Raw genomic sequence first — 13,174 nt, forward strand, 5'->3', positions numbered from 1 at the left:
TCAGATATCAATCTCGCCTTCGGGCTCATTTTCGGGTTTTTCCGGCTCAACCTCGGGCTCGGGCGGCTTTTTGCGGATAATGATATCCCCGTTCGGCAGGATTTCCGGAGCCTCATAAACACTCCAGTCCTGTACTTCGGCGGCCAGTTCCGCCAGGGCCGGTCCCATTTCCTCAAAAAACGACTGCATCGCGGGGCCGAATTGATCTGCCAGCCCCAACAAATCTTCAAGCGCGGGTTCCATTTCCTGACGCAGCCCTTCAAAGAACAACTCAGCCCCTTGTTCCATCAAGGATTTGCCTGCGTCGTCCTCTGCCTGTGCCGGAACGCCCATGGCCGCTGTGACCACGCATATTGAAATGAACTTTTTCATGCTTCAGATATAAGTCGCCCACGCTGGCGATGAAAGGTCACAGATCAATATCCAGCGTGACAGGGAAGTGATCCGAGGCTGTCAGCAGCGCCTCGTGCAGGTCCCGCGAGGCATAGCAGGCAGGGTCCTGGTAAGGATGCCATATGCGCCATTTCGGGCGCTTAACACGCAGCCCTTCGCTGATCATGACATAATCCAACAGCGCCTCAAGATGATCAGCCCTGTCGCGGCGCACAAAGCGCGCGGACGAGGGTAAGATTTCGGGTTCAGCCTCGTTTGCCATCACTGCATGCGGATCGAACAGACCGGTCTGCAACAGGATTTCGACAGATGAGCGCCCGAACAGGTTTTCAAACTCATCCAAGCCCGGCCCGTCGTTGAGATCGCCCAAAAGGATGACATGCTCGTCAGCCGCAATATGCGCCTGTACTCGCCGCCCCAACCAGACAGCCTGTGCAAGCTGTTTGCGTCGATTGGCGATGGATATCCGGATCGCCTCATCGCGGCTTTCTGCCCCATGCGGGGCTTTGGATTTCAGATGCGCTCCGATCAGTCGAAACGTCGCCCCGCCTGACGTCTGCGCTGACAACTCCATTGGCGGCTTGGAAAAGCGCACATGATCCTCGGTTGCATCAATATCCAGGTCGATCTTGAACACGCCATCAAAACGAGGGGCAGCCCCTTTTCCTTCCTTGTTTCCTTTGGGATCATGGCGCAATGACAGGATCTGAGGATCGAAAAGAAACGCAAGTTCCTGATGGGTATCGTTCGGAAACCCCATGATCGCGTTTCCTATGCGCAGATCGAACGCTTCGGCAAACCCTTGCAGCGCACGCACCGTATTCTGCGTCTTACCAGTATTCGGAGCTTCAACAATCAGCACGGCATCCGCGTCGATTGCCGTCAGCACTTTTGCGATGGCCTCGATCTGTTCAGCTTTGGTGACATTGTATCTGCCGGACCAGCTGTCATCTACGATCAAGCGGTCTTGCCGGTCGAAGAGATTGGCGAACCATTCAATATTGTAGGTTGCCAATCGCATCGGTTCAGGCCTGCGCGCCTTTGATTTCATCCCAGGCGCGATTGATGTCGATCATCTTTTTTTCGGCCAGACGAATGGCCTCTTCCGGAACGCCTCGTGACATCATGGCGTCGGGATGAGTGTCGCGTACAAGTTGCCGCCAGACCTTACGAATGTCGGGCAGAGGCATATTCCGCGGCACACCCAGCACCGTATAGGGATCCTTTGGTGCATCCGGTACAAACCGTGCGCGTAAGGCCAGAAACTGAGCATCGGTCTGACCGAATATCCGGCTGACATCTTCCAGAAACTTATTTTCGTTGGGATGATAAAACCCGTCGGCCATTGCGATATGAAACAGCCCCTCCATCAGGTCGCACAAGGTGGTGCTGTCTTCTGCGAACATATAGGCAATTTTGCTGGCATATTCCTGATACCCGGCGACATCGGTGCGCGCCATGTCAAAAACACGGGCTGCACCGGCCTCATCTTCGCGCGCGATCTGGAATACGTCCCGAAAGGCAGTAACCTCGTCTCGCGTGACCTGCCCGTCGGCCTTGGCCATCTTGGCCCCCAGGGCGATGACCGCAATCGCAAAGGCGACCGAGCGTTCCGGCGGCGTGCGCAGTTTCTCGAACACGGCCGTCAGGCTTTCGCCCTGTGCAAGCGCGCTTAGCGCATCGGATATACGGGTCCAAATCGACATGAGCGCACCCTAACCCGCTCCGTCGCGACTGTCAGGTGCGACAGATCACTGCGGGGCAAGAATTTTCTGCATCAGCACAAGATCTAACCACTGACCGCATTTAAACCCCACCTCGGGCATCAGGCCCACTTGTGTAAATCCGGCAGCCGTATGGAAAGCGATGGCCGCAGGGTTGGCCGAGGAAATGCCCGCAATCAGAACATGAACATTGTCCATCTGTGCGCGGGCTTCCAAGGCCTGCAACAATGTGCGGCCTATCCCCTGGCCCCGCGCCTGCGGTGCCAACAGGATCGAATGTTCGCGGGTGTGGGCATAGCCCGGCCCCGACCGAAACGCGCCATAGGTTGCGAATCCCAGAACAACGCCGTCGCTCTCAGCCACAAGAAACGCCGCCCCCCTGGAGACGATATCCAAGGCAACGGTGTCATCGTTGCGCAATTCGGTGGTGAAGGTCACCAGCGTGTCGCGGATGATCGCATTCCAGATTGCCGCAACAGCGGGTGCATCTTCTGGCTGGGCTTGCCGGATGTTCATTCCAATACCCGTACCCCGTGCGGTGTGTCGATTTCGGCACGCAACGCCGCCGGGCCGCTGTCAAACTCAACACGCTCTAACGGGCCTAGCGCTTTGGCGAGGTCCAGCGCGTCAGGGTGGTAGACAATCAGGCGGCGCAGACGGCAACCGCTGTCGTTCAGCATGTTTGCCGGGTGCAGATCGCCCTGCCATTGGATGAGCGCTGGAAAGAGGTTGTCGAACGGCAAGCGCCCGTTCGGGGGCACCGCCATGCGCCAACGCAGCGCGCCACGGTTTAGGTCGATCGGTTGGCCGACTCCGTCAGGAAAGACCATCAGTGAGGTCTCGATAACCGGAACCTGGCAAATCCAGTTGGTCAGGCGGGGAGCGCCCTGAAACCGATCCAGATCAAACCAGCGGGTTCTTTGTGGATTGGGTGCATCTGGGTCAATCGCGATGGCTTCCAGATAGAAACCGTCCCGCAGGCCCAACAACCGGTTATGAGTTCCGAATTTCTCGTGCTTGCCGCCATCCTGCAAGGGGACGCCCAGCGCCTGTTCGACATGTGCCGAGGCCTCTTCAAGCGTTTCGCCAGCAACCGCCAGATGATCAAGTAACACGAATAAGCCCCCCAAAAAGACAAACGACCCGACCGCAAGGATCTGGCCGTATGTTTTCCTCAAAGGCGCTGGATCACAAGATTTTTCGACGAAAAATCTTGACGCCGGTTCAATCTTTGGAATCGCCGATCAAGCGCAGGATATCTTGTGCCGCCTCGGGAATATTCGTACCCGGACCAAAGATCGCCTTAACCCCGTGATCATAGAGGAACTTATAATCCTGTTGTGGGATGACACCTCCGCAGATGACGATGATATCCTCAGCCCCGGCCTTTTTCAGTTCTTCGACCAGCTGCGGGGCCAGCGTCTTGTGCCCGGCTGCCTGAGACGAAATGCCGACGACATGGACGTCATTGTCCACCGCGTCTTGTGCTGCCTCGGCCGGCGTTTGGAACAGCGGGCCAACGTCCACGTCAAAGCCGATATCGGCAAAGGCTGTGGCGATCACCTTGGCCCCCCGGTCATGCCCGTCCTGCCCCATCTTGACGACCAGCAGGCGCGGGCGACGGCCTTCGGCCTCAGCAAAATCCTCAATGGACTTCTGGATGGCGGCAAAACCTTCGTCGCCCTCATAGGCGGCCCCATAAACACCGGCCAGCGTTTTGACCTCGGCGCGGTGGCGACCAAATTCCTTTTCCATTGCCATGCTGATCTCTCCTACGGATGCGCGGGCACGGGCGGCTTCGACAGCAGCGGCCAGCAGGTTGCCGCCATCGCGGGCGGTGGTCGTCAGGGTGTCCAGCGCCTTTTGGCAGGCAGCCTCATCGCGCGTGGCACGGATGCGTTCCAGACGTGCTACCTGCGCCTCGCGGACAGCCACGTTGTCGACATCCAGAATGTCTATCGGGTCTTCCCGTTCCTTGCGGTACTTGTTGACGCCGACGATTACCTCGTCACCCCGGTCGATCATCGCCTGCCGTCGGGCGGCGCTTTCTTCTATCCGAAGCTTTGGCATGCCGGATGCAACGGCCTTGGTCATGCCGCCCATTTCCTCGACCTCTTCCATAAGAGCCCAGGCTTTTTCGACCAGCTCATTGGTCAGGCTTTCAACATAGTAAGACCCGGCCAGCGGATCGACCACATCGGTCACCCCGGTTTCCTCTTGCAGGACCAGCTGCGTGTTCCGTGCAATGCGAGCAGAGAAATCGGTGGGCAGCGCAATCGCCTCGTCCAACGCATTGGTGTGCAGCGACTGCGTGCCGCCTAGAACCGCGCTCATCGCTTCATAGGCGGTGCGGATCACGTTGTTATAGGGGTCCTGCTCCTGCAGCGACACGCCGGATGTCTGGCAATGGGTCCGCAGCATCTTGGAACGCTCTGATTTCGCACCAAAATCCGTCATCACCCGGTGCCAAAGCGTACGCGCGGCGCGCAGTTTGGCGATCTCCATGAAAAAGTTCATGCCGATGGCAAAGAAGAACGACAAACGCCCGGCGAACTTGTCTACGTCCATCCCGGCCTGCGTCGCGGCGCGTACATACTCGCGCCCATCAGCCAGCGTATAGGCCAGCTCTTGCACAAGGTTCGCCCCGGCCTCTTGCATGTGATAGCCCGAGATCGAGATCGAATTGAACTTGGGCATTTCATTCGATGTGAATTCAATGATGTCCGAGATGATCTTCATCGAAGGCTCAGGCGGGTAGATATAGGTGTTGCGCACCATGAACTCTTTCAGAATGTCATTCTGAATAGTGCCGGACAGGACGGACTTGTCATGCCCCTGCTCTTCACCTGCAACGATAAAACTGGCCAGAATTGGAACCACCGCCCCGTTCATGGTCATCGAAACCGAGACCTTGTCCAAGGGGATGCCATCGAACAGGATCTTCATGTCCTCGACGCTGTCGATGGCCACACCGGCCTTGCCCACGTCACCGACAACGCGCGGATGGTCACTGTCATAACCGCGGTGCGTCGCCAGGTCGAAAGCCACCGAGACCCCCTGCTGACCCGCCGCCAGATTGCGACGGTAGAAGGCATTCGATTCTTCGGCGGTGGAAAACCCCGCATATTGGCGGATCGTCCAAGGACGACCGGCATACATTGTCGCCTTTACCCCGCGCGTGAACGGCCCAAACCCGGGCATGGAGTCCATATGCGGCAGATCAGCCGTATCTTCCTGTGTATAGAGTGGCTTGACGGCGATGCCTTCCAGCGTCTCTTTTGTCAGGTCGTCCAACGGGCGACCGCGCAGCTCTTTCTCGGCCAGCGCCTGCCAGTCTTTCCTATTGGTCATTGCGATATCCTTTTCTCAATTCGGGTCGCGCAAGGGCATGGCCCGCGCGTTATCATCCGTGGTTGCGCCCATTCGAATTGGGTGGGACGCAATATTTTATGGGCTGCGTGCATTTCGTTGGTCGCATTCGGGCGCGCAGGGACTATATTCAATCCAACAGGAGGCCCAATGACACGAACGCTAGCCTTTGTTTTTTCGGCGCTATTTCCACTGGCGGCCCTTGCAGCTGACGGGGCAGCCCCGGCTGACGATGAATTTATCCGCCCTGTGGGGGATAGCGAGCTCAGCGAATATCTGTGGATCAAGCGGCCCATTGTTGTCTTTGCCGATACACCTGCTGACCCGCGATTCCAGCAGCAGGTCGACATGCTTTTGGAAGGGGAGGACGTCATGCGCGACCGCGATGTGGTCGTTCTGATCGACACTGACCCTGACGCCCGCTCGCCCATCCGGTCAAAACTGCGCCCGCGCGGGTTCCAGATGGTGTTTGTCGACAAGGACGGCGTGGTCAAACTGCGCAAGCCTTCCCCTTGGAGCGTGCGTGAAATCGGTCGCTCCATCGACAAGACCCCCCTGCGCCAACGCGAAATCCGTGAACGGCGCGAGGGCGGCTGAACGCGTTTCCCATACCCGACGGCCCCGGCGGCGACCGCCGGTTCCCTTGCAGGATATGTCAAACGCGTGGTCATGATCATTCAAACTCGATGATCACATCATCCACGGCGAGGCTGTCGCCGGGGCCTGCGTTGATCTTGGCAACGGTGCCTTTTTTCTCGGCGCGCAGGATGTTTTCCATCTTCATCGCCTCGATGGTGCACAGCGCCTGACCTTCCTGCACTTCTTGGCCCACTTCGACATCGACCTTTACGATCAGGCCAGGCATCGGGCAGAGCAGCAGTTTCGACGTATCCGGCGGCAGTTTCTCGGGCATCAGCTTGGCCAGTTCCGCCTGACGCGGACGGCGCACATGCACCTTCATATCCGCGCCCCGGTTGCGGATCCGGAACCCGCCCGAGATTTTGTCGGCCTTCAGAACCAGCGGGCTACCGTCTACGTCCAGCACCGCCAGTTGGTCGCCCGGCGTCCACTCCGAGGCCACGCGCAATGTCGCGCCGTCTTCGAATTTGACCGTCGCGCCCTCTTTATCGGCATTCACCTGAACTGCGTATTCCTGGCCGTGCAGGGTCACGACCCAGCGTTTGCCGACCTTGCGTTCATGGTTGTCCATCCGGCCCGATACACGGGTGCGGCGAATCTCGGCCACCCGGTGCATGGCGGCGCAGGAGGCTGCGATCTGGCGCAGGTCAGCCTCGGGCAGCTCTACGCCCTGGAACCCATCGGGGTACTGTTCTTCGATGAACGCGGTAGTCATCTCGCCCTTGATGAAGATCGGGTGATCCATCACTGCCGACAGGAACGGCAGATTGTGCCCGATGCCTTCGACCTCGAAACTGTCCAGCGCCACCCGCATCGCCTCAATCGCTTGATCACGGGTCGGGGCCCAGGTGCACAATTTGGCGATCATCGGATCGTAATACATACTGATCTCGCCGCCTTCATAGACGCCGGTATCGTTGCGAACGGCGGCCTCTCCGCTGGGGGCCTCACCCTGCCATTTGTCATTTACCAACAGCGGACCAGCGGCAGTTTCCTGAGGCGGGCGGTAGCGCGTCAAACGACCAATGGACGGCAAGAAGCCACGGTAAGGATCTTCGGCATACAAACGGTTTTCAATCGCCCAGCCGGTCAGTGTGACATCGTCCTGCGAGATCGACAGCTTCTCACCGGCCGCGACGCGGATCATCTGTTCGACCAGATCGACACCAGTGATCAGTTCGGTCACCGGGTGTTCCACCTGCAGGCGTGTGTTCATTTCCAGAAAATAGAAGTTCTTGTCACCATCAACAATAAACTCGACCGTGCCAGCGCTGGCATAATCCACAGCCTTGGCCAGGGCCACCGCCTGTTCGCCCATTGCCTTGCGTGTCGCCTTGTCCAAGAAAGGCGATGGCGCCTCTTCCACAACCTTCTGGTTTCGGCGCTGAATCGAGCATTCGCGTTCGCCCAGATAGATGCCATTACCATGGCTGTCGCATAGAACCTGAATCTCGATGTGACGGGGTTGGGTCACGAATTTCTCGATGAAAATCCGGTCATCGCCAAAGGAATTCGCGGCTTCGTTCTTAGAGGACTGGAACCCTTCGCGCGCCTCGTCGTCGGTCCATGCGATCCGCATACCCTTACCACCGCCACCAGCACTGGCCTTGATCATGACCGGATATCCGATCTCATTCGAAATCTTGACGGCCTCGTCGGCGTCTTCGATCAGGCCCATATAGCCCGGAACCGTAGAGACACCGGCCTCTTGCGCGATCTTTTTAGAGGTGATCTTGTCACCCATGCTTTCAATCGCACCGACCGGAGGGCCGATAAAGGCCACGCCTTCGGCATCCAGCGCTTGGGCGAATCTCGAGTTTTCCGACAGAAAACCATACCCCGGGTGAACCGCCTGCGCGCCACTCTGACGGATTGCCTCCATCACGCGGTCGATGACGATATAGGACTGGTTTGCAGGCGGTGGGCCAATATGCACCGCCTCATCCGCCATCGATACATGCAGGGCGTTCTTGTCCGCGTCAGAATAGATGGCGACCGTGCCGATGCCCATCTTGCGGGCGGTTTTGATAACCCGGCAGGCGATCTCGCCCCGGTTGGCGATCAGGATCTTGTTGAACATGGAACGTCCTCTGTCTTGAAGTTCTGGAAACGCAAAACGCCGCCGCGGGGCAATGGCCCCACGACGGCGTGTCGCGCGATGACGGTCGGGGCGACGGGGGCCCCGAAGATTTCGTTATCTACAGTTGTTCTGGGTCTTGCAGTAAAGCACGTTGCCTGCCGCGCCGACCACGGCACCCAACAGCGGGTCGGCACTGACGACTGCCGCGCCAACGGCGCCGGCTCCGCCGCCAAGCAACGCCTGCTCGCCGGTCGAGTCTCCGCACGCCGCGAGCCCTGCACAGGTCGCCATTGCAAGAATGACTTTCGAGATTCGCATGATGTCTGCCCTTTTTGGTTTTTTAACAATTTCAGAGCCAGATGCGGGAAATCGCCACTGTTATTCAATAACGAGCGTACCGAAATGCCCATTTGCGCAGTTTTATGCCATCCAATGACTGAAGTTTGCACAAAGAAAAACGCGGGCAGGACATTGTGAAAACCACAAGCCTGCCCGCGGAAGGAAGGGGTACGGAATAGTAGGTGCGCGTGCGACGCAGGCAAAGTAGAGCCGCACGACCCGCTCACCATGCACGGCCCGGTTGCACCTGCAAACCGGGATTGGCCAGTGGTGAAATTTCCGGCCAGAATCTGCCCATTCAGCGAAATATCGCGCAGAAACGCGCCGATTCCGCTCGCATGAACTTTGGTTGGGCAGGGCGAAATTCGCACCCCGACAGTCACGCAAGCCTTTGTTTTATCAACGCTACCTGAGATCACATGACCTGAAGAATTCGATCCTAAGTCGCCGCGGCCACCCCCCGCCGACTGGCCTTTTTCCTGCCCGAGCCTTGATGGTTCTCCCGCGACCAAGCCACGGGTTATACAGGCCATAGAATCAGTGGTTTGCGGCCTTTCCCTCAGGTATTTTGCGCGATTGTCACGCGCCCGATCTGCACAGCGCACATATCCTTCTTGGCCCAACCGGGGCAAAGAAACCCTGTTGGAATTTCCAAGGCGTTTATGTGCGACGACGTCGATCACCTTCAGCTATCCCCGCCGAAAATGTCAGGAAACGAGGCTCTGGCCACGCTCGGATCAATGACCAGCAATGCATCATAGCTGGCGGGGTCAAACGGATCCTCCGCCGGAATGACCTCACGCCCGAAAAACCAGCTCAGGCGACCGGCATCCAGATTGCCACGTTCGAATGGCTGGTCGCCAAAATGCTCCCACAAGGCCTCGATAAAGGCTGCATCCGCGCGACGATCAGCAGGTTTACGATCCCGGAACCGTTCACGCGTTGTCAGTGGGGTAACACCCTTTGGGTTGGCCCGTCTGATAGTGAATTGATAATCCGTCCCGGTCAGACGGCCGGGAAATCCGCGATGTTTCAACATTTCAGCGCCTCTTCGCTAAGGTCCTTTGAGGCGAAGGGGAATGCACAGAAATTGTGGTAATTGACAACCATTCTCAAATCCCTCCGTCCCAGACACATTGGGAATCCTGCAGAAGATACGCTTCGAAGAACTGCGTGGCATCCGGCGCGGTATGGCCAAAATCTATCGGCTTGTTCGACAGGGAAATCACAACCCTGGCTGGTTCCAGCTTGTGGTGCGCGACATAGGCCACGGCCAGCGTCTGACACAGGTGCTCCATGTCGATCGTGGCGACATCATATCCAATGCGTCCCACATCCGAGCCGATCTGTGGCGCGATGAACCGAAAGCGCAGCCATAACTCGCCCGGATTGTTGTCCAGCAGGACGTCGTTCAGATGTACAGGCTGCCCAGAGGGCACCGGCACCAATGCTTCAGCGAATGTAGGCGAACCAAGACAGAGAATTGCCAGACATAAGGCGCGATCCCAGACCCACCAAAGGCGAGCTCCTCTCTCCGGGATCGCGCGCGCATGCCTACTGGCTCGCGCTTTTCTATGTCCAATAAGGCATTTCATTTAGCAGCTTTGCTCTCAAAGTCAAATTCGCCGTTTGGGGGTCTTTACACCAACGTGCCGAGAGGCAGGCACACCAGAGCACCTGACCCGCGACCTTCAGCTTACAGCGGAATGTTATCGTGCTTTTTCCAGGGGTTTTTCAGTTGCTTGTTACGCAAGCTTGCAAAAGCTCGCGATACGCGGCGGCGGGTCGAATGCGGCATGATCACCTCATCAATGAATCCACGTTCCGCAGCCACAAACGGATTGGCGAACCGGTCCTCATAGTCCTGAGCGTGCTGTGCGATTTTCTCGGCATCGCCCAGATCCGCACGGTGGATGATTTCGGTCGCGCCCTTGGCCCCCATCACCGCGATCTCGGCGGTTGGCCAAGCATAGTTGAAATCGCCACGCAGATGTTTGGATGCCATCACGTCATAGGCACCGCCATAGGCCTTTCGGGTGATCACTGTGACCTTCGGAACGGTCGCCTCGCCATAGGCAAACAGCAGTTTTGCGCCATGTTTGATCACACCGCCATATTCCTGCGAGGTTCCCGGCAAAAAGCCCGGCACGTCGACCAGTGTCAAAATCGGAATTTCAAAGCAATCACAGAACCGGACGAAGCGCGCGGCTTTTCGGCTGCTGTCGATATCCAGACAGCCGGCCAGCACCATCGGCTGGTTGGCTACAACACCTACGGTCTGACCTTCCAGACGGATAAAGCCCGTGATGATGTTCTTGGCGTAATCTTCTTGAATCTCGTAAAAATCACCCTCGTCCGCCACTTTGGCAATGAGTTCTTTCATGTCATAAGGCGTGTTCGGGTTGTCCGGAATCAATGTATCCAGCGAAGCCTCAATCCGGCCCGGTTCGTCAAAGAAGGGACGAACGGGCGGTTTTTCCTTGTTGTTCAACGGTAGGAAATCGACAAGACGGCGCACTTCGGCCAGTGCTTCGACATCGTTTTCGAATGCACCGTCGGCAACCGAGGATTTCTTGGTATGGGTCGATGCACCACCCAGCTCTTCGGCGGTTACAACCTCATTGGTGACGGTCTTGACGACATCGGGGCCTGTCACAAACATGTACGAGGTGTCTTTGACCATAAAGATAAAGTCGGTCATCGCCGGACTGTAGACAGCGCCACCGGCGCAGGGGCCCATGATCACACTGATCTGCGGAACCACGCCCGAGGCCATGATGTTACGCTGGAACACCTCGGCATAACCCGCAAGCGAGGCCACACCTTCCTGGATTCGCGCACCACCCGAATCGTTGATGCCGATCACCGGAGCACCATTCTGGATTGCCATGTCCATGATCTTGCAGATTTTCTGCGCGTGGGTTTCCGACAGAGACCCGCCGAAAACGGTGAAATCCTGGCTGAAGACATAGACCATACGACCATTGATTGTGCCCCATCCGGTGACGACACCATCGCCTGCAGGCTTTTGATTTTCCATCCCGAAATCCGTGCAGCGATGGCTGACAAACATGTCGAATTCTTCGAAACTGCCTTCATCCACTAACAGCTCTATGCGTTCGCGTGCGGTCAGCTTTCCCCGCGCATGCTGCGCATCAATACGTTTTTGCCCACCCCCCAGCCGTGCATCGTTGCGGCGGCCTTCAAGCTCGGAAAGGATGTCTTTCATAACGATGATCCCCTTTGAAATTTGGCGCGACACTATACTTAGTTTCGTTCAGACCAAAGCCTCATTCGGCAAATTTGCAAATCTTTGAAAATACAGTTCCGGGTAATTGTAAACATGCAAAGTTTCGCACTGAGACACGGTCACGGATGGCAATCCCAAAAACCGTCACTATACATGTGAACCATGCAGTTTACTTTTTCGCCAGCGCGTCGTTCGCCCCCCACCATTGCCACACTTGTGATGCTATCCGGGCTGTCAGCACTGAGCTTGAATCTTTTCCTTCCCAGCCTGCCCAATATGGCCGCGTATTTTGACGCAGACTACAAAGTCATGCAGCTGTCGATCGCTCTGTATCTGATGATCAGCGCAGTAATCCAAATTCTGATCGGCCCCATCGCAGATAAGGTGGGCCGCAGGCCGGTTATTCTCTGGGGATTGGTTCTGTTTCTGATTGCGACACTGGGTTGCATCTACTCCCCGAACGCCGAAGTATTTCTGGCCTTCAGGATGTTTCAAGCGGTCGTAGCAGTTGGAATGGTCCTTAGCCGCGCAGCGGTGCGAGACCTTTACGAAGCAGATCAAGCCGCTTCGATGATCGGCTATGTCACCATGGGAATGGCCATTGTTCCAATGATCGGCCCTGCCATCGGCGGCTTTCTGGAAGAGAGCTTTGGCTGGAAGGCAAATTTCTGGCTTCCTTTCGGGCTGGGCCTACTGGCGCTAATGCTGACCTATTCCGACTTCGGAGAAACATCCCGCAAAAGCGGGCTGACCTTGCTGCAGCAGTTTCGTGAATACCCGGAATTGCTAAGATCCCCTCGGTTCTGGGGCTATTCCATGGCCTCAGCCCTGTCGTCGGGCGCTTTTTTCGCCTATCTGGGCGGCGCGCCTTTCGTCGGGACTGAACTGTTCGGCCTAACAGCGTCAGAACTTGGCATTTACTTCGGCGCCCCCGCGGTGGGTTATTTCTTCGGCAACTTCTTCAGCGGCAGGTTCTCTGTCCGCTTTGGCGTGAACCGGATGGTTCTTTGGGGGTGCTGGATGAACGCAACCGGTGTTGCACTGTCGACGATCGTGTTCCTTACGGGCTTCGGCTCGGTTCTCAGCTTCTTTGGGTTCATGACCATTGTTGGTGTGGGCAATGGTATGACCATTCCAAACGCAACTTCAGGCGCACTGTCCGTCCGCCCGCACCTGGCCGCGACAGCATCTGGGCTGAGCGGGGCCATCATGCTGGGCGGCGGAGCTGGCCTGAGCGCGCTCACGGGCGCAATACTAACCCATGAAACAGGCGCGATGCCGCTGCTGTGGCTGATGTTGGCCTCTGCAACATTTGCCATCGTTGCTATTGCCATCGTGATCCGGCGCGAACGGTATTTGGGCCTGTAACACGCCTTGCGC

At 57.3% G+C, this 13,174-nt stretch carries 13 protein-coding genes; 2 read left to right on the forward strand and 11 right to left on the reverse strand.

Going from position 1 to position 13,174, the window contains the following annotated elements:
- The 6 genes from AC2FIP_RS06510 to scpA all read right to left on the reverse strand — a co-directional run bounded on the left by AC2FIP_RS06510 (position 1) and on the right by scpA (position 5,468).
- The gene (locus AC2FIP_RS06510) at positions 1-372 is read right to left on the reverse strand and encodes a hypothetical protein (protein ID WP_496785617.1); all 372 of its coding nucleotides are present in this window, start codon (positions 370-372) and stop codon (positions 1-3) included.
- A gap of 37 nt (positions 373-409) precedes the next feature.
- Positions 410-1,414 carry an endonuclease/exonuclease/phosphatase family protein gene (locus AC2FIP_RS06515; RefSeq protein ID WP_496785618.1) on the reverse strand — a complete coding sequence of 335 codons (1,005 nt, stop codon included), beginning with the start codon at positions 1,412-1,414 and terminating at the stop codon, positions 410-412.
- Between the two features lie 4 nt (positions 1,415-1,418).
- Positions 1,419-2,099, reverse strand: coding sequence for a molecular chaperone DjiA (locus AC2FIP_RS06520; protein ID WP_142636813.1), 681 nt, complete (start codon positions 2,097-2,099; stop codon positions 1,419-1,421).
- A gap of 45 nt (positions 2,100-2,144) precedes the next feature.
- Positions 2,145-2,633, reverse strand: coding sequence for a GNAT family N-acetyltransferase (locus AC2FIP_RS06525; RefSeq protein WP_496785620.1), 489 nt, complete (start codon positions 2,631-2,633; stop codon positions 2,145-2,147).
- A complete protein-coding gene (locus tag AC2FIP_RS06530; RefSeq protein WP_496785621.1) occupies positions 2,630-3,232 on the reverse strand; it encodes a VOC family protein in 603 nt (200 codons plus the stop codon). Before AC2FIP_RS06530 ends, AC2FIP_RS06525 begins: the two co-directional genes overlap by 4 nt.
- Positions 3,233-3,341: 109 nt before the next feature.
- Positions 3,342-5,468 (reverse strand): methylmalonyl-CoA mutase, encoded by a 2,127-nt coding sequence (gene scpA, locus AC2FIP_RS06535; protein WP_496785622.1) that lies wholly within the window; start codon positions 5,466-5,468, stop codon positions 3,342-3,344.
- Between the two features lie 168 nt (positions 5,469-5,636).
- On the opposite strand from scpA, the gene AC2FIP_RS06540 reads away from it, so the two are divergent.
- Positions 5,637-6,083: a DUF4174 domain-containing protein gene (locus tag AC2FIP_RS06540; protein WP_496677726.1), complete on the forward strand. Its 447-nt coding sequence runs from the start codon at positions 5,637-5,639 to the stop codon at positions 6,081-6,083.
- A gap of 76 nt (positions 6,084-6,159) precedes the next feature.
- Here the strand turns inward: AC2FIP_RS06540 and AC2FIP_RS06545 are convergent, their stop codons facing one another.
- The 5 genes from AC2FIP_RS06545 to AC2FIP_RS06565 all read right to left on the reverse strand — a co-directional run bounded on the left by AC2FIP_RS06545 (position 6,160) and on the right by AC2FIP_RS06565 (position 11,773).
- Complete coding sequence (locus tag AC2FIP_RS06545) at positions 6,160-8,205, reverse strand: ATP-binding protein (protein WP_496785623.1); 2,046 nt, start codon at positions 8,203-8,205, stop codon at positions 6,160-6,162.
- Between the two features lie 114 nt (positions 8,206-8,319).
- Complete coding sequence (locus tag AC2FIP_RS06550) at positions 8,320-8,523, reverse strand: hypothetical protein (RefSeq protein ID WP_142636801.1); 204 nt, start codon at positions 8,521-8,523, stop codon at positions 8,320-8,322.
- Positions 8,524-9,229: 706 nt separating this feature from the next.
- Positions 9,230-9,583 (reverse strand): hypothetical protein, encoded by a 354-nt coding sequence (locus AC2FIP_RS06555; RefSeq protein WP_142636799.1) that lies wholly within the window; start codon positions 9,581-9,583, stop codon positions 9,230-9,232.
- 73 nt (positions 9,584-9,656) lie between these two features.
- Entirely contained in the window at positions 9,657-9,989 is a 333-nt protein-coding gene (locus AC2FIP_RS06560; protein WP_496785624.1) for a DUF6497 family protein, read from the reverse strand.
- Between the two features lie 251 nt (positions 9,990-10,240).
- A complete protein-coding gene (locus AC2FIP_RS06565; protein WP_142636795.1) occupies positions 10,241-11,773 on the reverse strand; it encodes an acyl-CoA carboxylase subunit beta in 1,533 nt (510 codons plus the stop codon).
- A 183-nt stretch (positions 11,774-11,956) separates the two neighbouring features.
- Here AC2FIP_RS06565 and AC2FIP_RS06570 point away from each other — a divergent pair, with 183 nt between their 5' ends.
- The gene (locus AC2FIP_RS06570) at positions 11,957-13,162 is read left to right on the forward strand and encodes a multidrug effflux MFS transporter (RefSeq protein WP_281972733.1); all 1,206 of its coding nucleotides are present in this window, start codon (positions 11,957-11,959) and stop codon (positions 13,160-13,162) included.
- Positions 13,163-13,174: the final 12 nt, after the last annotated feature.

The sequence above is a fragment of the Ruegeria sp. CDSB114 genome, assembly GCF_059611025.1.

Bases quoted from the DNA above. Each gene is read 5' to 3' on its own strand.
- scpA (WP_496785622.1), bottom strand. From the start codon at position 5,468: ATGACCAATAGGAAAGACTGGCAGGCGCTGGCCGAGAAAGAGCTGCGC.
- AC2FIP_RS06545 (WP_496785623.1), bottom strand. From the start codon at position 8,205: ATGTTCAACAAGATCCTGATCGCCAACCGGGGCGAGATCGCCTGCCGG.
- AC2FIP_RS06565 (WP_142636795.1), bottom strand. From the start codon at position 11,773: ATGAAAGACATCCTTTCCGAGCTTGAAGGCCGCCGCAACGATGCACGG.
- AC2FIP_RS06515 (WP_496785618.1), bottom strand. From the start codon at position 1,414: ATGCGATTGGCAACCTACAATATTGAATGGTTCGCCAATCTCTTCGAC.
- AC2FIP_RS06570 (WP_281972733.1), top strand. From the start codon at position 11,957: ATGCAGTTTACTTTTTCGCCAGCGCGTCGTTCGCCCCCCACCATTGCC.
- AC2FIP_RS06550 (WP_142636801.1), bottom strand. From the start codon at position 8,523: ATGCGAATCTCGAAAGTCATTCTTGCAATGGCGACCTGTGCAGGGCTC.
- AC2FIP_RS06540 (WP_496677726.1), top strand. From the start codon at position 5,637: ATGACACGAACGCTAGCCTTTGTTTTTTCGGCGCTATTTCCACTGGCG.
- AC2FIP_RS06510 (WP_496785617.1), bottom strand. From the start codon at position 372: ATGAAAAAGTTCATTTCAATATGCGTGGTCACAGCGGCCATGGGCGTT.
- AC2FIP_RS06525 (WP_496785620.1), bottom strand. From the start codon at position 2,633: ATGAACATCCGGCAAGCCCAGCCAGAAGATGCACCCGCTGTTGCGGCA.
- AC2FIP_RS06555 (WP_142636799.1), bottom strand. From the start codon at position 9,583: ATGTTGAAACATCGCGGATTTCCCGGCCGTCTGACCGGGACGGATTAT.
- AC2FIP_RS06520 (WP_142636813.1), bottom strand. From the start codon at position 2,099: ATGTCGATTTGGACCCGTATATCCGATGCGCTAAGCGCGCTTGCACAG.